Source organism: Streptomyces sp. Act143 (assembly GCF_003143935.1).
GTDB lineage: Bacteria > Actinomycetota > Actinomycetes > Streptomycetales > Streptomycetaceae > Streptomyces.
Genome location: NZ_QFRX01000001.1, coordinates 8239467 through 8263615 on the forward strand (window position 1 = coordinate 8239467; position 24149 = coordinate 8263615).

Genomic DNA, 24149 nt, shown 5'->3' on the forward strand with positions numbered 1-24149 from the left:
GCCGTGTCCACCCGGTGGACAACCCGGTCAACCCCCGGCCCCCCGGCCGGAAGCGGCCTCGTCTCGATCGATGCCGGGAGGGGAGGGGCCGTGGATCTGAGGGCAGGACAGGTCGCCGTGGTCACCGGGGCCGCGAGCGGCATCGGCCTGGCGATGGCCCGGCGGTTCGCCGCCGAGGGGCTGAAGGTCGTCCTCGCCGACGTCGAGCGGCCGGCGCTGGACGCGGCCGTCGCGGCGCTCCGCGCGGACGGCGCCGACGCGCACGCGCGCGTGGTCGACGTCGGCGACCGCGAACAGGTGCTGGAGCTGGCGGACTTCGCGTACGAGACGTACGGCGCCGTCCACGTCCTGTGCAACAACGCCGGGGTCGGCTCGGGCGCCGAGGGCCGTATGTGGGAGCACGAGCCGAACGACTGGAAGTGGGCGTTCTCCGTCAATGTGTGGGGTGTCTTCCACGGCGTCCAGGCGTTCGTGCCCCGCATGATCAAGTCGGGTCAACCCGGTCATGTCGTCAACACGTCCTCCGGTGACGGCGGCATCGCCCCGCTCCCCACCGCCTCCGTCTACGCCGTCACCAAGGCGGCCGTCGTGACGATGACCGAGTCCCTGTACGCGCATCTCAGGGCCGAACACGCGCGCGTGGGCGCCTCCGTCCTCTTCCCCGGCCCCCACATGCTCCGCACCGGGCTGTGGGAGTCGCACCGCAACCGTCCCGCCCGGTACGCCAAGGAGCGGCCCCGCAGGACCCCGTACCGCAGCCTCGACCAGTGGGAGGCCGCGATGAAGGAAGCGGGCCGGGAGGTGCGCTTCACCCCGGTCGAGGAGGTCGCCGGCACGGTCGTGGACGGCATCCGCGCCGACCGCTTCTGGATGCTGCCGCCGAGCGAGCACAGCGACGCGCAGATACGCGCGCGTGCGCAGTCGATGCTGGACCGCACGAATCCGTCGTACCTGGAGCACTTCATCCTGGACTGAGGGGGTCGACGTGACCGAGCACGAGCCCTACTTGATCATCTCCTCCGACTGCCACGCCGGGCTGCCCACCGAGCAGTACCGGCCGTACCTGGACGCCCGTTTCCACCGGGACTTCGACGACTTCCTAGCCGGGCGCGACCGGCGCCGGGAGGAGATGACCCGGCTCGGTATCCGCAACGAGGCCTTCGCGGCCAAGTGGTTCCAGGACAACGAGGAGGGCCTGCGCGGCGGCTGGGACGGCGCTCAGCGGCTCAAGGAGCTCGACGGCGACGGAGTGGCCGCCGAGGTCGTCTTCCCGGACGCCGACGCCGTGGACAGCCAGACGGCGGCGCCCTTCGGGGTGGGGCTCGGGCTCTCCGGCGACCAGGACCCGGAGCTGGGCATGGCGGGCGCGCAGGCGCACAACCGCTGGCTGGCCGACTTCGTGTCCGAGCACCCCGAACGGCACTGCGGGGTCGCCCTGCTGCCGGTCACGGCCCCCACCGAGCGGGTGGTCGCCGAGGTGTACCGCGCCAAGGAGTCGGGGCTCGGCGCCCTGATGATCCCGTCCATGTGGGTCGACAAGGAGCCCTACCACGACCGCCGTTACGACCCCGTGTGGGCGGCGGCGGCCGAGTGCGCGATGCCGGTGGTCACCCACTCCGGAGCGGCTCCGCGCCACGAGTACGGCGACCACCTGGGCATCTACGTGAGCGAGGTGACCTGGTGGCCCGCCCGGCCGCTGTGGTTCCTGCTCTGGTCCGGGGTCTTCGAACGCCACCCCGGGCTGAAGTTCGGTGTCGCGGAGTCGGGCTGCTGGTGGCTGCCGAACCTGCTGTGGTTCATGGACCGCCTCTACCTCGGCGCGCACGGCGGCAAGAAGCTCTCCCCGTTCCAGGAGCTCAAGCGCCCGCCGCACGAGTACCTCGACCGGCAGGTCTTCGTCTGCGCGACCAACACCAAGCGCCGCGAACTCGCCCAGCGCTACGAGATCGGCGTCGACAACATCCTCTGGGGCAGCGACTTCCCGCACCCCGAGGGCACCTGGCCCGACACGCGCGCGTGGCTGAAGCGCACCTTCCACGACATCCCGGTCGCGGAGACCCGCCGCATGCTGGGGCTCGCCGCGGCCGACGTCTTCGGCTTCGACGTCGAGCGGCTGACCCCGCTCGCCCGCCGCATCGGCCCCACCCCCGCCGACCTCGGCCAGAGCGCCGACCAGACGGCCGTGGAAGCGTCCTGGGCACGTTCGCGCGAGGTGGGCAGGCACTGGCTGACCGACCACGACTTCCCTGTGCTGGGGGCCTCCTCATGACCGACCGCTACACGGTGATCTCGGCCGACTGCCACGCGGGCGCCGACCTGCTCGACTACCGGCCGTACCTGGAGAAGCGGTTCCACGACGACTTCGACGCGTGGGCGGCGACGTACGTCAACCCGTACGAGGACCTGCTCGCCGACTCGGCGGACAGGAACTGGAACTCCGAGCGGCGGCTCGCGGAGCTGGAGGCCGACGGGATCGTCGCGGAGGTGGTGTTCCCGAACACCATCCCGCCCTTCTTCCCGTCGGGTTCGCTGATGGCGCCCGCGCCCACCGCGGCGGAGTACGAGCGGCGCTGGGCCGGACTGCGCGCCCACAACCGCTGGCTGACGGACTTCTGCGCCGCCGCACCGGGCCGCCGCGCGGGCGTCTTCCAGATCCTCCTCAACGACGTCGAGGAGGCCGTGCACGAGGTCCGCCGGTCCGTGGCGGCGGGCCTCATGGGCGGTCTGCTGCTGCCCGGCACCCCGCCGGGCTCGGGCCTGCCCGAGCTGTACTCGTCGGCGTACGACCCGCTCTGGGCGGTCTGCGCGGAGCTCGGCGTCCCCGTCAACCACCACGCGGGCTCGGCGTCCCCGCCGCTCGGTGACGAACCGGCGGCGCGCGCGGTCTTCATGGTCGAGACGACCTGGTTCTCGCACCGGGCGCTGTGGCACCTCGTCTTCGGCGGCGCCTTCCGCCGCCACCCGCAGCTGAGGCTGGTCCTCACCGAGCAGGGCTCGGGCTGGATACCGGGGGTGCTGGAGATGCTGGACTACTACCACGGGCGCCTGGTCGCGGCGGCGACGAAGGCCACCACCGCGGAGTCCAAGTTCGGCGCCGGACTCGCCGCCCGCATGGGCGACCCGCCCTCACAGGTCTGGCGCGACAACTGCTTCGTCGGCGCCAGCTTCATGCGCCCGCACGAGGTGCCGCTGCGCGACCGGATCGGCGTCGACAAGATCATGTGGGGCAGCGACTACCCCCACGACGAGGGCACCTGCCCGTACACGCGCGAGGGCCTGCGGTACGCCTACGCGCGCGTGCCGCGCGAGGAGGTTGCGGCGATGGTCGGCGGCAACGCCGCGCGCGTGTACGGCTTCGACCTGGACCTCCTCGACCCCATCGCGGCGAAGGTGGGGCCGACGGTGGAGGAGATCGCCGAGCCGCTCACCGAGCCGCCGGCGGACGCGACGAGTCCGGTGTTCGCGAAGGGGGCGTCGGTGCGGGTCTGGTGACTTCCCGAATCGCCCGCGCGGGAGCGTTGATGCGCGGCCGGCGCATTCCTGGGCCGCCTCGCAGGGGCGTCGGTGCGGACGGGAGGGCGTCCGGGGTGCGATCCTCCCGTCTGTGACCGAACCCACGCATGACGAGACCCACGGCGGTGCGCTCGGTGAGCGGCTGAACTGGCTGAGGGCGGCCGTCCTCGGCGCCAACGACGGCATCGTGTCGACCGCGGGCCTCGTAGTCGGCGTGGCCGGCGCCACCGACGACCGCTCGGCCCTGCTGACGGCGGGCCTGGCCGGACTGCTCGCCGGGTCGATGTCGATGGCGGCGGGGGAGTACGTGTCCGTCTCCACCCAGCGCGACTCGGAGAAGGCGGCGCTGGCGCTGGAGAAGCGGGAGCTGCGTGAGCAGCCCGAGGCCGAGCTGGAGGAGCTCACCTGGTTGCTGACGGAACGGGGACTGTCGCGGGACGTGGCCCGGGAGGCCGCCGAGCAGCTCACCGCGCGGGACGCCCTGCGCGCCCACGCGCGCGTGGAGCTCGGCATCGACCCCGACCAGCTGACCAACCCCTGGCACGCCGCCTGGGCGAGCTTTCTGGCGTTCACGGCGGGCGCCCTGCTCCCGCTGCTGGCGATGGTCCTGCCGCCCGCCGGCTGGCGCCTCGCGGTCACCGTGGTCTCGGTCCTCGCCGCCCTCGTTCTCACCGGCTGGAGCAGCGCCCGCCTCGGCGCGGCCGAACCCGGCAGGGCGATGCTGCGGAATGTGGCGGGCGGCGCGCTGGCCATGGGGGTCACGTACGCGGCCGGGACGCTGCTGGGTGCGGCCGGAGTCTGAAACCGCCCGTGCAGACTTTGGCGGAGATCACCAACAAGTAAGCGCGTACTCTCGGTAATACTTGTGAGTAACAACGTCTAGCGGCGGCCGACCGGCGGTTCTACGGTGCCCCCATGCCGAACCTGCCCGATGTCGTGCTGTGGTCGATACCCGCCTTCGTGCTGCTCACCGTGGTCGAGATGATCAGCGTGCGCATCCACCCGGACGAGGACGCCGCCGGATACGAGACGAAGGACGCCGCGACCAGCGTCGGCATGGGCCTGGGCAGCCTCGTCTTCGACTTCCTCTGGAAGATCCCCATCGTCGCCGTCTACACGGCGATCTACGAACTCACGCCCCTGCACGTCCCCGTGCTGTGGTGGACCGTCCCGCTGATGCTCCTCGCGCAGGACTTCTTCTACTACTGGTCGCACCGCGGCCACCACGTCATCCGCGTCCTGTGGGCCTGTCACGTCGTCCACCACTCCAGCGAGAAGTTCAATCTCACCACCGCCCTGCGCCAGCCCTGGACCTCGCTGACCGTGTGGCCGTTCTACGTCCCGCTGATCGCCGCCGGCGTGCACCCGGCAGCCCTCGCGTTCTGCTCCTCGGCGAACCTCGTCTACCAGTTCTGGATCCACACCGAGCGCATCGACAAGATGCCCCGCTGGTTCGAGTTCGTCCTCAACACGCCCTCCCACCACCGGGTCCACCACGCCTCCCAGGGCGGCTACCTGGACCGCAACTTCGGCGGCATCCTCATCGTCTGGGACCGGCTCTTCGGCTCGTTCGTCGCCGAGACCGACCGGCCCGTCTACGGGTTGACCAAGAACATCAACACGTTCAACCCGATCAAGGTCGCCACGCATGAGTACGTGTCGATCGCCAAGGACATCAAGGCCGCCCGCAGGTGGCGCGACCGCGCGGGCATCCTGTTCCGGGGCCCGGGGTGGAAACCCGCTGGTGCCCCGGAGCCGGCCGAGGAGATCATCGCCGCGTGACACGCTTCCTCTTGCGGGCCTTCGCCCTCACGGCCGTTGTGGACCTGGCCTCCCTGGCCGCCGGGTGGGACGTCGGGCACATCGTCGCCAAACCCCTGCTGATGCCCCTCCTGGCCGCGTACGCGGCGTCCAGGGGCGCGCCCCGCCTCCTGATCGCCGCGCTGCTCCTCGGCTGGGGCGGCGACACCCTGCTCCTCCTCGACGCCGATCCGGCCTTCCTCGCGGGGATGGCCTCCTTCGCCGTCGGGCACGTCTGCTACATCGTCCTGTTCCAGAAGCACGGCACGGACATGGCGACCGTACGCGCGCGGGGCGGCTTTCTCGCCGTCGTCTACACCGTCGGGCTGTCCACCACGATCCAGTCCCTCTGGCCGGACCTCCCCGCCGACCTGCGCATCCCCGTCGCCGGCTACAGCGTCCTGCTGACCGTCATGGCCTACCTCGCCGCCGCCCGCATGGGCCGGGTCGCGGGGATCGGCGGCGTGCTCTTCGTGCTCTCCGACACGCTCATCGCGAGCGGCGTCGCCGACTGGGACCAGCTGCCGCGCCCCGATCTGTGGATCATGCTCACCTACATAGCCGCGCAGTTCCTGCTGGTCACCGGCACACTCGGCGAGCGACGGCAGCAGGGTGAGGCGTACGGTGAAGTGCGCTCGACCACCGCCTGAGCGCACGAAGCACCACAGACGAGAAGGACCCTCGCCATGCGCGCCACCACCATCCACGCCCCCTTCGACATGCGGGTGGAGAACGTGCCCGACCCGGTCGTCCAGCTGCCGACCGACGCCGTGGTGCGTGTACTGCGCGCCTGCATCTGCGGCAGCGACCTGTGGGCGTACCGCGGGGAGGCCGCCCGGCAGCCGGGGCAGCGCATCGGGCACGAGTTCCTCGGGATCGTCGAGGAGACGGGCGCCGAGGTGGACACGGTACGGCGCGGGGACCTGGTCGTCGCGCCCTTCATGTGGTCCGACGGCGTCTGCGACTACTGCCGGGAGGGCCTGCACACCTCCTGCGAGCACGGCGGCTTCTGGGGCTCCGTCGGCTACGACGGCGGCCAGGGCGAGGCCGTGCGCGTGCCCTTCGCCGACGGCACCCTCGTCCAGCTGCCCAAGGAGGCGGCCTCCGACGACCACCTGCTGTCCGCGCTGCTGACCCTCTCCGACGTCATGGGCACCGGCCACCACGCCGCCCTCGGCGCCGGGGCCCGCGCGGGCGCCACCGTCGCCGTCGTCGGGGACGGCGCCGTCGGCCTGTGCGCGGTCCTCGCCGCCAAGCGGCTGGGCGCCGAACGGATCATCGCCCTCGGCCGCCACGAGGTCCGCACCGACATCGCACGCCGCTTCGGCGCCACCGACGTCGTCGCCGAGCGCGGGGACGCGGCCGTCGAAGCCGTGCGGGAACTCACCGGCGGACAGGGCGCGCACGCCGTCGTCGAGGCCGTCGGCACCGAGCAGTCCATGCGCACGGCCATCGGCACCGCCCGCGACGGCGGCACCGTCGGCTGGGTCGGCGTCCCGCACGGCAGCGGCACCGGACTCGACCTCGGCGTCATGTTCGACCGGAACATCGCGCTGCGCGGCGGCGTCGCACCGGTCCGCGCCTACATCCCCGAGCTGCTGCCCGACATCCTGGACGGCACCATCGACCCGTCGCCCGTCTTCGACCTGACCGTCGACATGGAAGGCGTCCCGGCGGGATACAAGGCGATGGACGAGCGCACGGCCCTGAAGGTGCTCGTCACCGGCTGAGACTCACCAGCGGATCGGCACCGGCAGCGCCGTCAGCAGCCCCGACACCAGGACCACCACGCCCAGTACGGCGACCTCCGCGCGCGCGGGGGAGCAGGCGGCCAGCGGGTCGGGCGCGCGGCGCAGCCGGAGCCGCGCCCACAGGGCGAGCGCCGCGACCACGGCCACGAGCAGCACCTTGGCGAGCAGCACGCGCCCGTACGCGGTCGACGTCAGCTGGTCCAGGACGGTCTCCGGCGGCATCCGGCGCAGCGTGCTGCACACCCCGGTCGCGGTGATCGCGGCCAGCAGGACGGCGGCCACGCGCGCGTAGAGGCCCAGCAGGGCCGCACCCGCCGCCGACGCGCCCCACCCCCGCAGGGCCCGCAGCGCGTGCAGCAGGCCGCCCACCCACAGCGCCGCACAGGTCAGGTGCACGAGCGTCAGCCCCGACCCGACCAGCGGACTGTGCTCGGTGGTGGGATGGGCGCGCAGGGCCTCCGCCGCGATCACGGCGGCCAGGGGCCACACCTGGGTGCCCGGCCGGGCCGAGCGGGCGCACAGCCCGGCCACGAGGAACGCGTTGACCTCGACGAGCGCCAGCTTGCCGTCCCGGGAGTCGTACAGGCCGCCCACGTCGATGTCGCCGAGGCCGTGCGGCACGAGGTTCCCGGTCGCCACGACCGAGGCCAGCCCCAGCGCGGCCACGAAACCGGCGCCCGCGGCATACACGGCCCAACTGCGCGGCAGGGCCGGGGAAGCGCCGGGGACGGCACGGGCCAGCCGGTTCACGAACAGCTCGCCCACCGGAACGCACAGCGCGGCGAACAGCACCGCCCGCAGCAGCGCGATGCCACCGTCGCCGGGCGCCTCGGCCTCCCCGGTGCCGTGCAGCGCAGCGGACGGGCCGAGGAGCGGTATCAGGGCGCCGAGGGCCACCAGGACGAGCACGGCGACGGCACGGCCGGTACCGGACCGGCGCGGCAGCGGCCCGCCGGCGTCGGTGGCCTCGGTGCCGGGTCTTATCAAGGTCACCTCAGGATCTTCACCAGCCGCCGCAGAACGGGGCAAGTCAAGGAAAACAACTGGCGGTACACGATTCCGCCCAGGGGTACGTTTTCCGGCCGTCCACCGCTCACGCCCACCGCGCGGGATCGGCACCCCAGACCCCCGGTGGCCGCGCCCAGTCGACCGGCCCGCCGGTGAAGGACACCGGCGAACGGGCGTACCGCAGCCGTCCGATCCCGCTGCCGGTCTCGGCGAGCCAGGCGTCCGGACCGTCGTACCCGACCTCCCCGACCGGCCCGGCCGGGACCCCCGTCATCAGCCACTGCGCCGTCCGCGCCAGCGCCAGCCGCACGCACCGGCTGCCACCGTCGTACGACTGCTCGCGCACCGCCCGCAGCACCTCCGCCGCCAGCAGATACCCCGTCCCGTGGTCCAGCGCCTGAGCGGGCAGCGCGCCTGGCCGCTCCATCGACCCCTCGACGGCCGCGATCCCGGTCGCCACCTGCACCAGGCTGTCGAAGCCCCGTCGTCCGCTCCACGGCCCGTACGCGCCCCACGCCGACAACTGCGCCACGACGACCCCCGGCCGCCGCTCGGCCAGCGCCCCCGGCGACAGCCCGAACCGGTCCAGCGCGCCCGGCCGATACCCGGTGACGACCACGTCGGCGGTCGCGAGCAACTCCTCGAAGGTGTCCCTGTCGGCCGTCAGGTCCAGCGTCGCCGACCGCTTCCCGAAGCCCGTGTCGGCATGCTGATCGGGGAGTTCGGGGAGCCGCGGCGGATCGATCCGCAGCACGTCCGCGCCCAGCAGTGCGAGCGTGCGGGTCGCGACCGGGCCCGCGATGACCCGGGTCAGATCCAGCACCCGCAGTCCGGCGGCGGGCAGCAGGGGAGCCCCGTCGACCGGCGTGAGCACGCGCGCGGGGGCGGAGTCGAGGCGCTCGCGCTCGACAAGAGGCCGCTTCGCCAGCTCGGCCGCCTGCTCGTGGGCCGCCCACTCCTCGGGCGTCCGCAGCGCGACGGCGAGACCCCCGGCCGCGTACACGGCCTCCTCGACCTCCAGGGCGGACCGCTCGGCGAACGCCGCCTCCAGGGAGTCGGCCGGGCCCATCACCTTGAGCAGCCGCTCCCGGTGGTGCGGGTAGTTCGCGTGCGTGCGCACCCACCCGTCGGCGGTGCGCCAGAACCTGGACAGCGGCGCGAAGTTGACCGGTGCCCGACCATTGATCAACAGATGCCGCTCACTCGTGAACGCGGTGGCCACGGCCCCGTCGTCCACCCGCACGTCCGGCACCTCGTCGCGCCCGGCCCGCAGGGCGCCCAGCTCAGCGGCGGCCCGCGCACACGCACCGACACAGGCCCGCGCCAACTCCCGTACGGGGAGCCGCGCCTGAAGAGCACCCTCGCGCACCACATCAGTCATGACTTCACTATGCAGTATTGATGCAATCAACCTGGGATCAACCTACGAGGCGGCGGACCACCAGAGCCGTACCTCCTTGCGCACATCGGTGGGCCGCAGCTCCCAACCCTGGGCGAGGGCGACCTGGGCGACGTACCAGCCGCCGATGCCGCGGTAGTGACGCATCGGTATCGCGCACTCCATCAACCGGTGGAACTTCTTGGGATCGCGCGGAAACCGGGCCTGGGTCGTCCAATTGGCGACCTCCCTCTCGACACGTGCCTTGTAGTACGCGGTGTCGCCTTCGTGTATCAGCTCGGGCCAGGTCACGCCCCAGGAGGGCAGGCGCATACGGGCGGTGGCGCGGTCCAGCATCTTGAACAGGCCGTTCTCGTAAGAGGTGCTGAACACGACGATCGCCTCCGTCAGCATGCCCACGGCGAAGGTGACGAGAACGACCGCGAGCCAGAACACCCAGAGCACCGGCATGACCAGCACGGTCGCGATGAAGCGCGCGGTCAGCAGTCCCTTGGGGCGCACCGGTTCGGCCGTCCAGGTCGCCGGATCTTCGTACACATCCATGGCCGAGGATCATCCCCCACGCACAAAGGGGCCGGGGACCCGGTCCCCGACCCCTTCGCTCACGCGCGCGCCGTTACTTGGTGACCGCGTCCAACGCGTCAGCCGTACCCCACCCATAGAAGCCGTTGTAGTTCTTCGACCCCTCGCACACCGCGTCGACCTTCCCGTCGCCGTCGATGTCGTACGGGTCGGTGCACGGCGTGGCGTCGGCCTCCGCGTACAGCAGCGCCTTCACCAGGGCCGGGGAGGCCTTCGGGTGCGTCGACTTGATGAGCGCGGCCACGCCCGCGACATGCGGGGAGGCCATCGACGTACCGGCCATGTAGCCCCATCCGCCGCCCGGCAGCGTGCCCAGGATCAGGCCGCTGGTGGCCGGCGGGGCAGGGGTCTGGAAGCGGGTCGAGTCGCCGCCGGGAGCGGCGATGTCGATGACGCCCAGACCGTGGTTGGAGAAGGACGACTTGATGCCCTTCGCGCCGGTCGCCGCGACCGTCACGACACCCGGCAGCTGGGTCGGGATGTCGTAGCACTCGGAGGGGTCGATGACCCGCTCCGTGGGCGTCTCGACGTCGTTCGGGGAGACCGGGTCGGTGATCTCGGCGGCCGCGAGGTCGTAGTTCTCGTTGCCGGCCGCCGCGACGTTGACCGCGCCCTTCTGCTCCGCATAGCGCGAGGCCCGGGAGACGGCGTCGACGAGCGCCTTCTGGTCCGGGTCGTTCTTGCAGTTGAAGTACCACGGGTCGGTGTAATAGCTGTTGTTCGTCACGTCGACGCCGTGCTCGGCCGCCCACACGAAGCCGCAGACCACGGCCTCCGTGTAGAAGTAGCCGGCCGTCGTGGACACCTTGATGCCGGACACCTTCACGCCGGGCGCGACACCCGTCATGCCGACGCCGTTCTTGGCGGCCGCTATCTCACCGGCGACATGCGTGCCGTGCGGGCTCTCGCCCGTGGTCGGCCGCCACGCCCCGTCGGTCGTGTCGGGCTTGCCCGTCACGCAGTTCACCGACGCGGCCCGGTCGAAGTTCGGCGCTATGTCCGGGTGGGTGTCGTCGACGCCGGTGTCGATCACGGCGACGGTCACCTTGCTGCTGCCGAGCGACTTCTCGTGCGCCTTGTCCGCCTTGATGGCGGGCAGGTCCCACTGCAACGGCTCCAGCGGGTCCTGCCCCTCGGCGGCCTGGACGTCCGCGAGGTCCTCGGCGTCCAGCACCTTCGGGGTGCCGACGTCGGTCGTCGACTGGGCGGGCAGCGGCGCGTTGCGCGTGTTGCCGGCCGACTCCACCCCGCGCACGGTGCGCAGGATCTTCGCGAAGTCGGGGTTCGCCGAGTGGACGACGATGACGCCTATCTGGTCGTACGACGTCACGATCGTGCCGCCGGCCTCGGCTATCGCCTTCTTCACGTGCTTCGAAGGCCCTTGCCCGGGGCTGACGTTGACGACATAGCTGAGCGAGGTCGCCTCGGCGGCAGGGGCTTCCTCCGCCGCCGACGCCGTGACGTTCGGCAGGAACGCGAGAGCCGTCGCCATGGCCATCCCGACGGGGACGGCCATCGCACGACGGAAGCGCGGGTGAGGCGCTGTCATTCTGGATCTCCAGTTCGTTCGCGGTACCACGGGTACGAGCGGACCGTGCGGGTGCCGTACGCGGGCTACTTGACCGCGCGCAGCGCGTTCACGATGCCGAAGCCGTAGAACCCGTTGACCCGCTTGCCGCCCACGCAGGTCGCGTCCTGCGTGCCGTCGCCGTTCTGGTCGTAGGAGGCCGGGCAGCCCGGGTTGTCCGCCTGCGCCTTCATCAGCGCCTGGAGCTGCGCCGGGGTCGCCCACGGGTGCGTCGACTTCAGGAGCGCGGCGACGCCCGCGGCGTGCGGGGACGCCATCGAGGTGCCCTGGAGGAAGCCGTACGAATTGTTCGGCATCGTCGACAGGATGCGGCCGTTCTTCGACGGGGTGTCCGGGATCTGGTAGAGCCGGTCGCCGCCGGGGGCCGCGATGTCGATGACGCCGTAACCGTACGACGAGTAGTACGACTTGAGGTTGTTCACGCCCGTCGCGCTGACCGTGACGACGCCCGGCAGCATGGTCGGCACGTCGAAGCACTCGTGCGGGTCGACGGTGCGGGTGACCGCCGTGGAGTCGTCGGGGCTGGAGTCGTCGACCAGGGCGTCCGAGTCGAGGTCGTCGTTGGAGTTGCCCGCCGACGCGAGGTTGAGGGTGCCCTTCTTCTGTGCATACATGGACGCCCTGTTGACCGCGTCGACGATGGCCTTCTGGTCGGGATCGTCCATGCAGTTGTACAGCCACGGATCAACGTAGTAGCTGTTGTTCGTGATCTCCACGCCGTGGTCGGCGGCGAACACGAACGCGCAGACGACGCTCTCCGGGTAGAAGAGGCCGTTGCTCGGGTCGGTCACGTTGATGGCCGCGACCTTCACACCCGGCGCGACACCGGCGACACCGATGCCGTTGCGGGCGGCGGCGATCTCACCGGCCACGTGGGTGCCGTGGTAGTCCTCCGCGGTGTACGGCCGCCAGGCACCCTCGGTGGTGTTCGGCACGCCGCCGTCGCAGTTGGCGGACTGCGACGCGGAGAAGTTCGGGGCGATGTCCGGGTGGGTGTCGTCGACGCCGGTGTCGATGACGGCGACGGTGACCTTCTTGCTGCCCGGGTTGATCTGCGCGGCCTTGTCGGCGCCGATCGCGCGCAGGTCCCACTGGTCGGCCTCGAGGGGCTCGCTCCCCGCGTCGGCGGCCGAGGCCTGCTCGACCTTCTCGGCCTGCTCCTTGGTGAGGATCTGCGCCGCGCCCTCGTCCGTGGTGCCTGCCGGCGTCAGCGGCGAGGTACGGGTCGCGCCCGCCGACTGCACACCACGGACCTTCCGTATCTGGGCGCCGAAGTCGGGGTTGGCCGAGTGGACGACGATCACGCCGATCTTGTCGTACGTGATGACGACGGTGCCGCCGTTCGCGACGACCGCCTTCTTCACCGCCTCGATCGTGCGGTGGTCCACCTTGGTGTTGACGACGTACGACAGGTTCGGCGCGTCCGCGGTCTGCGCGGTGGGCTCCGCGAACGGAGCGGCCGACGCGGCCGTCGGCAGGAAGCCGAGCGAGGCGGTCAGCGACAGCACGACCGGCACGGCGAGGGCGAGACGGCGTCTGGAACGCAGATGAGGCATGGGGTCTCCACATCATCCGGAAACGAAACCGGCCCGAGACACAGGTGGTGCTCGGGCAGGTACATGACGGGTGGTGCAGGCCCGAAGCTATCTCCCGAAGTCGCTGGCCAGCAATGACCTTCCCGGGATGACTTCAAGAAGAAGCAAACCCAGTTGAACCGGCCCTCGCGTGCCGCCGTGACCTTGGGCAGGGAGCACGAGCACGATCGAGCTCCCCGACGAACCGCGAGGAACAGAGCCGTCCATGTCCGTCGTACCCAGCCCGTCCCCCACCCCCGACCAGCCCCCGTCCGCCGTGGCAACAGCGCCCGCAACGCGAGGAGACTCCGTGGCTACCGACGCACCGCCCCCCTCGACAGAGCAGCACAAACTCCCCAGCACCGAGGAGTTCACCGAGGTGCAGCAGAGCGCGGAGTTCGGTGAACTGCGCCGCTCCCACCGCAACTTCGCCTTCCCCCTGACCGTCGCGTTCATCGCCTGGTACCTGCTGTACGTCCTGCTGTCGAACTACGCGGGCGACTTCATGGGCACCAAGCTCTTCGGCAACATCAACGTCGCCTTCGTGCTCGGCCTCGCCCAGTTCATCACCACGTTCCTCATCGCCTGGTGGTACTCGCGGCACGCCGCCACGAAGCTCGACCCCAAGGCCGAGGCCATCAAGTCCCGGATGGAGGGCGGCGCATGAGCCCCGTGATCACCCTGGCGGCCGGCGAGGCCAGCGAGCACCGGCCGCTGATCATCAGCCTGTTCTCCGTCTTCGTCCTCGCGACCCTCGTCATCACCGTCTGGGCGGGCCGCCAGACCAAGGACGCCGCCGACTTCTACGCCGGCGGACGCCAGTTCAGCGCCTTCCAGAACGGCCTCGCCGTCTCCGGCGACTACATGTCGGCCGCGTCCTTCCTCGGCATCGCCGGCGCCATCGCCCTCTTCGGCTACGACGGCTTCCTGTACTCCATCGGCTTCCTGGTCGCCTGGCTGGTCGCCCTGCTCCTGGTCGCCGAACCGCTGCGCAACTCCGGCCGCTACACCATGGGCGACGTGCTGGCGTACCGCATGCGCCAGCGTCCCGTCCGCACCGCGGCCGGCACCTCCACCATCGTCGTCTCGATCTTCTACCTGCTCGCGCAGATGGCCGGCGCCGGCGTCCTCGTCTCCCTGCTGCTCGGCATCACCTCCGACGCGGGCAAGATCGGCATCGTCGCCCTCGTCGGCGTCCTGATGATCGTGTACGTCTCCATCGGCGGCATGAAGGGCACCACCTGGGTCCAGATGGTCAAGGCGGTGCTGCTCATCGGCGGCACCATCCTGATCACCTTCCTGGTGCTGCTGAAGTTCGACTTCAACATCTCCGAGCTGCTCGGCAAGGCCGCCGACAACAGCGGCAAGGGCACCGCCTTCCTGGAGCCCGGCCTCCAGTACGGCGCCACCGGCACCTCCAAGCTGGACTTCATCTCCCTCGGCATCGCCCTGGTCCTCGGCACCGCGGGCCTGCCGCACATCCTGATCCGCTTCTACACGGTGCCCAACGCCAAGGCCGCCCGTAAGTCCGTGAACTGGGCCATCGGCATCATCGGCGGCTTCTACCTGATGACCATCGCCCTCGGCTTCGGCGCCGCGGCGCTGATCTCCCAGGACGAGATCATCGAGTCCAACCCGTCCGGCAACACGGCGGCGCCACTCCTCGCGCTCCATCTGGGCGGCGTCGACTCGGCGTGGGGCGCGATCCTGCTCGCGACGATCTCCGCGGTGGCCTTCGCGACGATCCTCGCGGTGGTCGCGGGCCTGACCCTCGCCTCCTCGTCCTCGTTCGCGCACGACATCTACGCCAACGTCATCCGCAAGGGCAAGGCGTCCGGCAAGGAGGAGGTCCGCGCGGCCCGCTGGGCGACCGTCTTCATCGGCATCGTCTCCATCGGCCTGGGCGCCCTCGCCCGCGACCTCAACGTGGCCGGCCTCGTCGCCCTGGCCTTCGCGGTCGCCGCGTCCGCGAACCTGCCGACCATCCTCTACAGCCTGTTCTGGAAGCGGTTCACCACCCAGGGCGCGCTGTGGTCGATCTACGGCGGCCTGATCGTCGCCACCGGCCTGGTGCTGTTCTCCCCGGTGGTCTCCGGCGACCCCAAGGCGATGTTCCCCGACGTCGACTTCGCCTACTTCCCGCTGAAGAACCCGGGCATCATCTCCATCCCGTTCGGCTTCCTCATGGGCTTCCTGGGCACCGTCCTGTCCAAGGAGGAGCCCGACGCCGGCAAGTACGCGGAGCTGGAGGTCCGGTCCCTGACCGGCACCGGCGCGCACTAGTCCCCCCACCGGGACGATCCACCGACCGGCCGCGTCGTAGGTGTCTACGACGCGGCCGCGTCTTACCTCGTGGGATCGGGACCTGTCGATGTCAGTGAGGTCACGTAGGCTCGCAGGTGACGGAAAACGAATGCTCCGCGACAAGGGAGGGGGCCGCGTGCTCATCGACACCTTCGGCCGGCAGGCCACCGACCTGCGAGTGTCGCTGACCGACCGGTGCAACCTGCGCTGTACGTACTGCATGCCCGAAGAGGGCCTGCAGTGGCTGGCCAAGCCGGACCTCCTCACGGACGACGAGATCGTCCGCCTGATCGACATCGCCGTCACCTCCCTCGGCATCGAGGAGGTCCGCTTCACCGGCGGCGAGCCCCTGCTGCGCCCCGGCCTGGTCGGCATCGTGGAGCGCGTCGCCGCCCTCGAACCCCGCCCCCAGATGTCCCTGACGACCAACGGCATCGGCCTCAAGCGCACCGCGACGGCCCTGAAGGCCGCGGGCCTGGACCGGGTCAACGTCTCCCTCGACACCCTGCGCCCGGACGTCTTCAAGACCCTCACCCGCCGGGACCGCCACAAGGACGTCATCGAGGGCCTGTACGCCGCCCGCGAGGCGGGCCTGACCCCGGTGAAGGTCAACTCGGTCCTGATGCCGGGGCTGAACGAGGACGAGGCCCCCGACCTGCTGGCCTGGGCGGTGGAGCACGACTACGAACTGCGCTTCATCGAGCAGATGCCCCTGGACGCCCAGCACGGCTGGAAGCGCGACGGCATGATCACCGCGGGCGACATCCTCACCTCGCTCCGCACCCGCTTCGAGCTGACCGAGGAGGGCTCGGAGAAGCGCGGCTCGGCTCCGGCGGAGCGCTGGATCGTCGACGGCGGTCCGCATGTGGTGGGGGTCATCGCCTCAGTCACCCGCCCGTTCTGCGCGGCCTGCGACCGCACCCGCCTGACGGCCGACGGCCAGGTCCGCACCTGCCTGTTCGCCCAGGAGGAGACAGACCTCCGCGCGGCCCTGCGCTCGGGCGCCCCGGACGAGGAGATAGCCCGCATCTGGCGGACGGCGATGTGGGGCAAGAAGGCGGGCGCGGGCCTGGACGACCCGACGTTCGTCCAGCCGGACCGCCCGATGTCGGCGATCGGCGGCTAGGCCCCGGACGGGCTCCCGGGCGCCTGGGCGCCCTCGGGGGATTCCCATTCCTTGAGAAGGACCACGTCCTTGAGGAATCCCCGCACCCCGAGGAACTGGGACAGATGTTCCCGATGCTCCTCGCACGCCAGCCAGGTCTTCCTGCGCTCCGGCGTGTGCAGCTTCGGGTTGTTCCAGGCGAGCACCCACACCGCGTCGACCCGGCAGCCCTTCGCCGAACAGATCGGCGCGGTCTCTTCACTCACTGCTTCGTCTCACCAACTGCGCTGGAAAAGGCGACGCCGAGCAGCCACGGGGGGAGCTGCCCGGCGTCGGTCTGTCGCTCCGACGGGGGATGCGGAGCGCGTAGGAAGTATGTCACGGGTAGCCCGTCACCCGGCACTGGAACAACATGATTGATCTGAGCTTTTCTTGAGCTTGGTCCGGAGGTGACATCCGGTTGTGCCCCCTCCGCCGAGCGTCACATCCGCTCGTGGGGCTCGCTCCGCACACCCGCGGGCGGGCCGTCCGCGGCGCCTTCCGGGAAGGGTTCCGCGAAACGCTCGTCGGCGGTCGGCGGCGCGATCATCGGCCGCGCCGGAGCGCTCACGAAGGTGGACGGCAGGCCCGGCGCGTTCTCCCGCCCCGCGTTGGCGATGACCACCGCGACGTAGGGAAGCAGCGCCCCCAGCACCAACGCGACGATCGCGACGTGCCGTTCGACGTTCCAGAGGCTGGCCGCGAGAATCACCGACAGGGTGCGCACGGACATCGAGATCACGTACCGCCGCTGCCGGCCGCGTACGTCCTCCTGGAGGCCCGCCCGGGCTCCGGTGATCCGGAAAACCTGGCCGCCGCCTGCCTGCTGCTTCCGCATCACATTCCACCATCCGCCCGCATCGGACTCTCCCCGGCCCGTTCCCGCTCCGCTCCCGGCACGAGACCCGGGCCCGGACACGTCCTACGTTACGCCGCGTCTCAGCCGCCTACGAGACCGGGGCACCTCCCGCCGAGGCGATCCACCTGCGCAGCGGCGCGTACGGACGACTCGACATGCGTCGTACGGCACATGGGCCGACACTGGCCGTAATGCTCACGTAGAGCCGTACGAGGAGGCAGCCATGGGCTGGTTGTGGGCGATCATCGTGGGATTCGTGCTGGGGCTGATCGCGAAAGCGATCCTCCCGGGCAAGCAGCACAGTCCGCTCTGGTTGACGACGATCTTCGGCATGCTGGGCGCCCTCGTCGGCAACGCGATCGCGCGCTGGGCGGGCGTCGACGCGACCCGCGGCATCGACTGGAGCCGTCACGCCTTCCAGCTGATCGCCGCGATCATCATCGTTGGCGTGGGCGACATGCTGTACATGGCGACGCTGGGCAAGAGGAAACAGCAAGCCTGACACGGACAGGGCGTACGACGAAGGGGGCGGCCCTCTCGACGAGAGCCGCCCCCTTCGCGCTGTCTAGGCGCCGGTGACCTCGACCGCGGCGAGGTTCTTCTTGCCCCGGCGCAGCACCAGCCACCGCCCGTGGAGCAGGTCCTCCTTCGCGGGGACCGCGTCCTCGGCCGCGACCTTGACATTGTTCACGTAGGCCCCGCCCTCCTTCACGGTCCGCCGCGCGGCCGACTTGCTGGCCACGAGACCGACCTCGGCGAGCAGGTCGACGACGGGCCCGAGCTCGGCGACCTGGACATGCGGCACCTCGGACAGGGCCGCCGCCAGCGTCTTCTCGTCGAGGTCCGCCAGCTCGCCCTGACCGAAGAGGGCGCGGGACGCGCCGATCACCGCGGCCGTCTGGTCGGCGCCGTGCACCAGCGTCGTCAGCTCCTCGGCCAGCGCGCGCTGGGCGGCACGGGCCTGAGGACGCTCCTCGGTCGCCTTCTCCAGCTCCTCGATCTCCTCGCGGGACTTGAAGCTGAAGATCCGCAGGAACTTGGAGACGTCCCGGTCGTCCGCGTTCAGCCAGAACTGGTAGAAGGCGTACGGCGTGGTCATCTCGGGGTCGAGCCAGACCGTGCCGGACTCCGTCTTGCCGAACTTGGTGCCGTCGGCCTTGGTGATCAGCGGAGTGCCCAGCGCGTGCACCACGGCCTCCGGCTCGACCCGGTGGATCAGGTCGGTGCCCGAGGTGAGGTTGCCCCACTGGTCGCTGCCGCCGGTCTGGAGAGTGCAGCCGTACCTCCGGTACAGCTCCAGGAAGTCCATGCCCTGCAGGATCTGGTAGCTGAACTCGGTGTAGCTGATGCCCGCGTCGGAGTTGAGCCGCCGGGAGACGGCCTCCTTCGCGATCATCTTGTTGACCCGGAAGTGCTTGCCGACGTCCCGCAGGAACTCGATGGCCGACAGGCCCTGGGTCCAGTCCAGGTTGTTGACCATGACCGCGGCGTTCGGCCCCTCGAAGTCCAGCAGCGGGGCGATCTGCGCGCGCAGCCGCTCGACCCACTGGGCGACGGTCTCGGGGGCGTTGAGCGTGCGCTCGGAGTTCGGCTTCGGGTCACCGATCAGGCCGGTGGCGCCTCCGACCAGACCCAGGGGGCGGTTGCCCGCGTCCTGGATGCGGCGCATCGTCAGGATCTGCACGAGGTTGCCGAGGTGCAGGCTGGGCGCGGTCGGGTCGAAGCCGCAATAGAACGTGACGGGACCGTCCGCGAACGCCTTGCGCAATGCGTCCTCGTCAGTGGAGAGGGCGATCAGCCCACGCCACTTCAGCTCGTCGACGATGTCCGTCACGGTTCTCGCGTCTCCTTGATGATCTTCGGGCGGTCGAGTGACCACCGGCTACGAGGTTATACGCCCCGACTGACAGAGCTCATATTGAAGTCCGGCACCCGCAGCGCCGGCATCGCAGCCCTAGTGAACCAGTCGCTCCACTCCCTCGGCAGCGTCTTTTCCGTGCGCCCGGCCTCGGTGGCCCGGCCCAGCAGGTCCACCGGCGACTCGTTGAACCGGAAGTTGTTGACCTCGCCGGTCACCTCGCCGTTCTCGACGAGATAGACACCGTCCCGGGTCAGACCCGTCAGCAGCAGGGTCGCCGGGTCGACCTCGCGGATGTACCACAGGCAGGTCAGCAGCAGCCCGCGCTCGGTGTTCGCGACCATCTCCTCGATCGACCGGTCCTCCCCGCCGTCGAGGATCAGGTTGTCGATGCCCGGCGCCACCGGCAGCCCGGTCAGCCCGGCGCTGTGCCGGCTGGTGAGCAGGTTGCTGATCTCGCCCTCGCGCATCCACTCGGTGGCGGTCAGCGGCAGCCCGTTGTCGAACACCGACGAGTCCCCGCCGGAGGAGTGCGCGAGCACGAACGGCGCGGACTCCAGACCCGGCTCGTTCGGGTCGCTGCGCAGCGTCAGCGGCAGCTCGGTGAGCTTCTCGCCTAGGCGGGTGCCGCCGCCCGGCTTGGAGAACACCGTGCGCCCCTCGACCGCGTCCCGGCCCGACGCCGACCACATCTGGTAGATGAGCAGGTCGGCCACGGCGGTCGGCGGCAGCAGCGTCTCGTACCGCCCCGCGGGCAGGTCGTGCTTGCGCTCGGCCCAGCCCAGGCGTACGGCGAGCTCGGCGTCCAGCGCGGCCGGGTCGACGTCCTTGAAGTCCCGGGTGGAGCGGCCCGCCCATGCCGAGCGCGTACGGTCCGGCGACTTGGCGTTCAGCTCCAGCGTGCCGTTGGGCTGGTCGTGCCGCAGCCGCAGCCCCGTGGACGTACCGAGGTAGCTGGAGACCAGTTCGTGGTTGGCGAAGCCGTACAACTCCCGGCCGCCCGCACGCGCGCGTGCGAAGGACTCGCCGAGCGCCGGGGCGAAGTCCGCGAAGACCGCGGAGGAGGTCGCGGCGGGCGCGTCCGTGAAGTCCGGGGACGCCGGTACGCCCGTGACGAGCGGCTGGGCGTCCTCGGCGGGCGCGGCACCGCGGGCAGCCGCCTCCGCGGCCCGCACCAGGGGCTCCAGCTCGTCCACGGTTACGGCGGCCCGGGAGACGACACCGGAGGCGGTGCCCTCCTTGCCGTCGACCGTCGCGATCACCGTGAGGGTACGGGTGCGTGTGACCCCGTTGGTGGTGAGCGCGTTGGCGGCCCAGCGCAGGTTCGCCGTGGACTGCTCGTCGGCGATGACGACGCAGCCGTCCGCGCGGGACAGCTCCAGGGCGCGCTCGACGATCTCGTGCGGCTTGTTCATCGACCGGCCTCCTGGGTGGTGTTGAGGATGTTGACGCCCTTGAAGAGCGCGGAGGGGCAGCCGTGCGAGACCGCGGCGACCTGTCCGGGCTGGGCCTTGCCGCAGTTGAAGGCGCCGCCGAGGACATACGTCTGCGGGCCGCCGACGGCGGCCATCGAGCCCCAGAAGTCGGTGGTGGTCGCCTGGTAGGCGACGTCCCGCAGCTGGCCGGTGATCCGGCCGTTCTCGATCTTGAAGAAGCGCTGGCCGGTGAACTGGAAGTTGTAGCGCTGCATGTCGATGGACCAGGACCGGTCGCCGACGACGTAGATGCCGCGATCGACCCCGCCGATCAGGTCCTCGGTCGACATCCCGGCCGGGTCGGGCTGGAGGGACACGTTGGCCATGCGCTGCACCGGAACGTGGCCGGGGGAGTCGGCGAAGGCGCAGCCGTTGGAGCGTTCGAAGCCGGTCAGCTTCGCGATCCGCCGGTCCAGCTGGTAGCCCACCAGCGTGCCGTCCTTGACCAGGTCCCAGGACTGGCCCTCGACGCCCTCGTCGTCGTAGCCGATGGTCGCCAGGCCGTGCTCGGCGGTGCGGTCGCCGGTGACGTTCATCAGCTCGGAGCCGTAGCGCAGCTTGCCGAGCTGGTCGAAGGTGGCGAAGGAGGTGCCGGCGTAGGCGGCCTCGTAGCCGAGGGCGCGGTCCAGCTCGGTGGCGTGGCCGATGGACTCGTGGATGGTCAGCCACAGGTTGGACGGGTCGACGACCAGGTCGTACACCCCGGCCTCGACGCTCGGCGCCCGCATCTTCTCGGCGAGCAGCTCGGGGATGCGTGCCAGCTCGTCGTCCCAGTCCCAGCCGGTGCCCGTGAGGTACTCCCAGCCACGGCCGACCGGCGGGGCGATGGTGCGCATCGATTCGAACTCGCCGCTCGACTCGTCGACCGACACCGCGGTCAGCTGCGGATGCAGCCGCACCCGCTGCTGCGTGGTCACGGTCCCGGCCGTGTCGGCGTAGAACTTGTTCTCGTGGACGGTGAGCAGCGAGGCGTCGACGTGGTTGACGCCGTTCGCGGCCAGCAGCCGCGCGCTCCACTCCGCGAGCAGCCCCGCCTTCTCCTCGTCGGGCACGGTGAACGGGTCGATCTCGTACGACGAGATCCACGTCTTCTCGGCGTGCACCGGCTCGTCGGCGAGCTCCACCCGCTCGTCCGAACCCGCTGCCTTGATCACCTGGGCGGACAGCTTCGCCATGGCCACCGCCTGCGAGGCGACCCGCGCCGCCGCGTCCATGGTCAGATCGACGCCGGACGCGAATCCCCAGGTCCCACCGTGCACGACCCGCACCGCGTACCCGAGGTCGGTGGTGTCCGAGGACCCGGCCGGCTTGGCGTCCCTCAGCCGCCAGGACGCGCTGCGCACCCGCTCGAACCGGAAGTCCGCGTGCTCGGCGCCCAGCGCACGCGCGCGTGCCAGCGCGGCGTCGGCGAGGGCGCGTAGCGGAAGCGCTGTGAAGGCTTCGTCGATGGTATGAGGCACCGAGGTATCTCCCTGCTGTCGTGACCTGTGGACTCCGATCATGTCGCGTGGGCGGGGCCAGGGACCATACGTTTCCGTGCCGACCGCGTCTGCTTCTGTAGGGACCCGACAGCGAGTCCCCTTAGCCACTGTCGGTGCCCGATTGTCCGCAGGAGGTCGGGGACCGATAGGTTTTCGAGGAAGCCGCCTGTCATCCAGGTGTTCGGGCGGGTATTCAGACCGCTATCGAAAGGGTGATCCGTTGAGCCGCTCGGTTCTCGTCACCGGAGGCAACCGGGGCATCGGCCTCGCCATCGCCCGCGCTTTCGCCGACGCCGGCGACAAGGTCGCGATCACGTACCGCTCGGGCGAGCCACCGGCCGGCTTCCTGGCCGTCAAGTGCGACATCACCGACACCGAGCAGGTGGAGCAGGCCTACAAGGAGATCGAGGCCGAGCACGGCCCGGTCGAGGTCCTGGTCGCCAACGCCGGCATCACCAAGGACACGCTGCTGATGCGGATGTCCGAGGAGGACTTCACGTCCGTCCTCGACACCAACCTCACCGGCACCTTCCGCGTCGTCAAGCGTGCCAACCGCGGCATGCTGCGCGCCAAGAAGGGCCGCGTCGTGCTCATCTCCTCGGTCGTCGGGCTCCTCGGCGGCCCCGGCCAGGCCAACTACGCCGCCTCCAAGGCCGCCCTGGTCGGCTTCGCGCGCTCGCTCGCGCGTGAGCTGGGCTCGCGCAACATCACGTTCAACGTCGTCGCCCCCGGTTTCGTCGACACCGACATGACCAAGGCGCTCACCGACGAGCAGCGCGCGAACATCGTCCAGCAGGTGCCGCTCGGCCGTTACGCGCAGCCGGAGGAAGTCGCCGCGACGGTGCGGTTCCTCGCCTCCGACGACGCCTCGTACATCACTGGAGCCGTCATCCCGGTTGACGGCGGACTGGGAATGGGTCACTGAACACCATGGCTGGAATCCTCGAGGGCAAGAAGATCCTCATCACCGGTGTGCTGATGGAGTCCTCCATCGCCTTCCACACCGCGAAGCTGGCCCAGGAGCAGGGCGCGGAGATCATCCTCACCGCGTGGCCGCGGCCGACGCTCACCGAGCGCATCGCCAAGAAGCTGCCCCAGCCCGAGAAGGTCAAGGTCCTGGAGCTCGACGTCTCCAACGACGAGCACCTCGCCCGCCTGGAGAGCCAGGTCCGTGAGCACCTCGGCGACAAGCTCGACGGGGTCGTGCACTCCATCGGCTTCGCGCCGCAGGACGCGCTCGGCGGCAACTTCCTGAACACGCCGTTCGAGTCCGTGGCCACCGCCATGCATGTCTCCGCCTTCTCCCTGAAGTCGCTGACCATGGCGCTGCTGCCGCTGATGACCGAGGGCGGCTCCGTCGTCGGTCTCACCTTCGACGCGCAGTTCGCCTGGCCGCAGTACGACTGGATGGGCCCCGCCAAGGCCGCCCTGGAGGCCACCAACCGCTACATGGCGCGTGACCTCGGCAAGCACGACATCCGCTGCAACCTGATCTCGGCGGGGCCGATCGGCTCCATGGCCGCCAAGTCCATCCCGGGCTTCGCCGAGCTGGCCGCCGTGTGGGACAGCCGCTCCCCGCTGGAGTGGAAGCTGGAGGACCCGGAGCCGGCCGGTCGCGGTGTCGTGGCGCTGCTGTCGGACTGGTTCCCGAAGACCACCGGCGAGATCGTCCACGTCGACGGCGGTCTGCACGCCATCGGCGCCTGACACTCCCACGGTGAGGGCCCGCGTTCCCCGGAACGCGGGCCCTCACCCGTTCGGCCCATCCGGCCGGGCGGGGGAGCGGCACAACTGGGCACTCTGGATTACGCGT

Annotated in this window: 23 protein-coding genes; 13 read left to right on the forward strand and 10 right to left on the reverse strand. The window is 70.7% G+C overall.

Going from position 1 to position 24149, the window contains the following annotated elements; genetic code table 11:
* Window positions 1–90 precede the first annotated feature (90 nt).
* The 7 genes from DI272_RS37650 to DI272_RS37680 all read left to right on the forward strand — a co-directional run bounded on the left by DI272_RS37650 (window position 91) and on the right by DI272_RS37680 (window position 7043).
* Window positions 91–975 (forward strand): SDR family NAD(P)-dependent oxidoreductase, encoded by an 885-nt coding sequence (locus DI272_RS37650; protein WP_109499656.1) that lies wholly within the window; start codon window positions 91–93, stop codon window positions 973–975.
* A 10-nt stretch (window positions 976–985) separates the two neighbouring features.
* Window positions 986–2269, forward strand: coding sequence for an amidohydrolase family protein (locus DI272_RS37655; RefSeq protein WP_109499657.1), 1284 nt, complete (start codon window positions 986–988; stop codon window positions 2267–2269).
* The gene (locus DI272_RS37660) at window positions 2266–3492 is read left to right on the forward strand and encodes an amidohydrolase family protein (protein WP_109499658.1); all 1227 of its coding nucleotides are present in this window, start codon (window positions 2266–2268) and stop codon (window positions 3490–3492) included. Before DI272_RS37655 ends, DI272_RS37660 begins: the two co-directional genes overlap by 4 nt.
* Before the next feature lie 112 nt (window positions 3493–3604).
* Window positions 3605–4315 (forward strand): VIT family protein, encoded by a 711-nt coding sequence (locus DI272_RS37665; RefSeq protein WP_109499659.1) that lies wholly within the window; start codon window positions 3605–3607, stop codon window positions 4313–4315.
* 113 nt (window positions 4316–4428) lie between these two features.
* Window positions 4429–5295: a sterol desaturase family protein gene (locus DI272_RS37670; RefSeq protein WP_109499660.1), complete on the forward strand. Its 867-nt coding sequence runs from the start codon at window positions 4429–4431 to the stop codon at window positions 5293–5295.
* Window positions 5292–5963, forward strand: coding sequence for a lysoplasmalogenase (locus DI272_RS37675; protein ID WP_109499661.1), 672 nt, complete (start codon window positions 5292–5294; stop codon window positions 5961–5963). Before DI272_RS37670 ends, DI272_RS37675 begins: the two co-directional genes overlap by 4 nt.
* A 36-nt stretch (window positions 5964–5999) precedes the next feature.
* Window positions 6000–7043: a zinc-dependent alcohol dehydrogenase family protein gene (locus DI272_RS37680; protein WP_109499662.1), complete on the forward strand. Its 1044-nt coding sequence runs from the start codon at window positions 6000–6002 to the stop codon at window positions 7041–7043.
* 3 nt (window positions 7044–7046) lie between these two features.
* On the opposite strand, the gene DI272_RS37685 is transcribed toward DI272_RS37680, so the two are convergent.
* The 5 genes from DI272_RS37685 to DI272_RS37705 form a co-directional block, all read right to left on the reverse strand.
* Window positions 7047–8057 carry a CopD family protein gene (locus tag DI272_RS37685; protein WP_109499663.1) on the reverse strand — a complete coding sequence of 337 codons (1011 nt, stop codon included), beginning with the start codon at window positions 8055–8057 and terminating at the stop codon, window positions 7047–7049.
* 100 nt (window positions 8058–8157) lie between these two features.
* The gene (locus DI272_RS37690; RefSeq protein ID WP_109499664.1) at window positions 8158–9453 is read right to left on the reverse strand and encodes a CoA transferase; all 1296 of its coding nucleotides are present in this window, start codon (window positions 9451–9453) and stop codon (window positions 8158–8160) included.
* A 42-nt stretch (window positions 9454–9495) separates the two neighbouring features.
* A complete protein-coding gene (locus tag DI272_RS37695) occupies window positions 9496–10014 on the reverse strand; it encodes a hypothetical protein (RefSeq protein WP_109499665.1) in 519 nt (172 codons plus the stop codon).
* Between the two features lie 73 nt (window positions 10015–10087).
* Window positions 10088–11602, reverse strand: coding sequence for a S8 family serine peptidase (locus tag DI272_RS37700; RefSeq protein WP_109499666.1), 1515 nt, complete (start codon window positions 11600–11602; stop codon window positions 10088–10090).
* 65 nt (window positions 11603–11667) lie between these two features.
* A complete protein-coding gene (locus DI272_RS37705) occupies window positions 11668–13197 on the reverse strand; it encodes a S8 family serine peptidase (protein WP_109499667.1) in 1530 nt (509 codons plus the stop codon).
* Between the two features lie 328 nt (window positions 13198–13525).
* Here DI272_RS37705 and DI272_RS37710 point away from each other — a divergent pair, with 328 nt between their 5' ends.
* The 3 genes from DI272_RS37710 (at window position 13526) to moaA (ending at window position 16645) form a co-directional block, all read left to right on the forward strand.
* On the forward strand, window positions 13526–13882 hold the full coding sequence (locus DI272_RS37710; RefSeq protein ID WP_109499668.1) for a DUF485 domain-containing protein: 357 nt from the start codon (window positions 13526–13528) through the stop codon (window positions 13880–13882).
* Window positions 13879–15498, forward strand: a complete 1620-nt coding sequence (locus DI272_RS37715) for a cation acetate symporter (RefSeq protein ID WP_109499669.1) — start codon at window positions 13879–13881, stop codon at window positions 15496–15498. The genes DI272_RS37710 and DI272_RS37715 overlap by 4 nt, the downstream gene beginning before the upstream one ends.
* A 157-nt stretch (window positions 15499–15655) precedes the next feature.
* Complete coding sequence (gene moaA / locus DI272_RS37720; RefSeq protein ID WP_219933866.1) at window positions 15656–16645, forward strand: GTP 3',8-cyclase MoaA; 990 nt, start codon at window positions 15656–15658, stop codon at window positions 16643–16645.
* Here the strand turns inward: moaA and DI272_RS37725 are convergent.
* Entirely contained in the window at window positions 16642–16890 is a 249-nt protein-coding gene (locus tag DI272_RS37725; RefSeq protein ID WP_109499671.1) for a hypothetical protein, read from the reverse strand. The genes moaA and DI272_RS37725 overlap by 4 nt on opposite strands.
* A 215-nt stretch (window positions 16891–17105) precedes the next feature.
* Window positions 17106–17501, reverse strand: a complete 396-nt coding sequence (locus DI272_RS37730; RefSeq protein WP_109499672.1) for a DUF3099 domain-containing protein — start codon at window positions 17499–17501, stop codon at window positions 17106–17108.
* 244 nt (window positions 17502–17745) lie between these two features.
* Between DI272_RS37730 and DI272_RS37735 the strand changes: the two genes are divergently transcribed.
* Window positions 17746–18024, forward strand: a complete 279-nt coding sequence (locus DI272_RS37735) for a GlsB/YeaQ/YmgE family stress response membrane protein (protein WP_109499673.1) — start codon at window positions 17746–17748, stop codon at window positions 18022–18024.
* 63 nt (window positions 18025–18087) lie between these two features.
* Here the strand turns inward: DI272_RS37735 and tyrS are convergent, their stop codons facing one another.
* The 3 genes from tyrS to DI272_RS37750 are packed head-to-tail and all read right to left on the reverse strand — an operon-like array spanning window position 18088 to window position 22315.
* On the reverse strand, window positions 18088–19356 hold the full coding sequence (tyrS, locus tag DI272_RS37740) for a tyrosine--tRNA ligase (RefSeq protein ID WP_109499674.1): 1269 nt from the start codon (window positions 19354–19356) through the stop codon (window positions 18088–18090).
* 56 nt (window positions 19357–19412) lie between these two features.
* Window positions 19413–20795, reverse strand: coding sequence for a metallopeptidase TldD-related protein (locus tag DI272_RS37745; protein ID WP_109499675.1), 1383 nt, complete (start codon window positions 20793–20795; stop codon window positions 19413–19415).
* Window positions 20792–22315, reverse strand: coding sequence for a TldD/PmbA family protein (locus tag DI272_RS37750; protein WP_109499676.1), 1524 nt, complete (start codon window positions 22313–22315; stop codon window positions 20792–20794). The genes DI272_RS37745 and DI272_RS37750 overlap by 4 nt, the downstream gene beginning before the upstream one ends.
* A 241-nt stretch (window positions 22316–22556) precedes the next feature.
* Here DI272_RS37750 and fabG point away from each other — a divergent pair, with 241 nt between their 5' ends.
* Together fabG and fabI are read left to right on the forward strand one after the other, a co-directional pair.
* The gene (gene fabG, locus DI272_RS37755) at window positions 22557–23261 is read left to right on the forward strand and encodes a 3-oxoacyl-[acyl-carrier-protein] reductase (protein WP_109499677.1); all 705 of its coding nucleotides are present in this window, start codon (window positions 22557–22559) and stop codon (window positions 23259–23261) included.
* 5 nt (window positions 23262–23266) lie between these two features.
* Window positions 23267–24043, forward strand: a complete 777-nt coding sequence (gene fabI / locus DI272_RS37760) for an enoyl-ACP reductase FabI (protein WP_109499678.1) — start codon at window positions 23267–23269, stop codon at window positions 24041–24043.
* Window positions 24044–24149 lie beyond the last annotated feature (106 nt).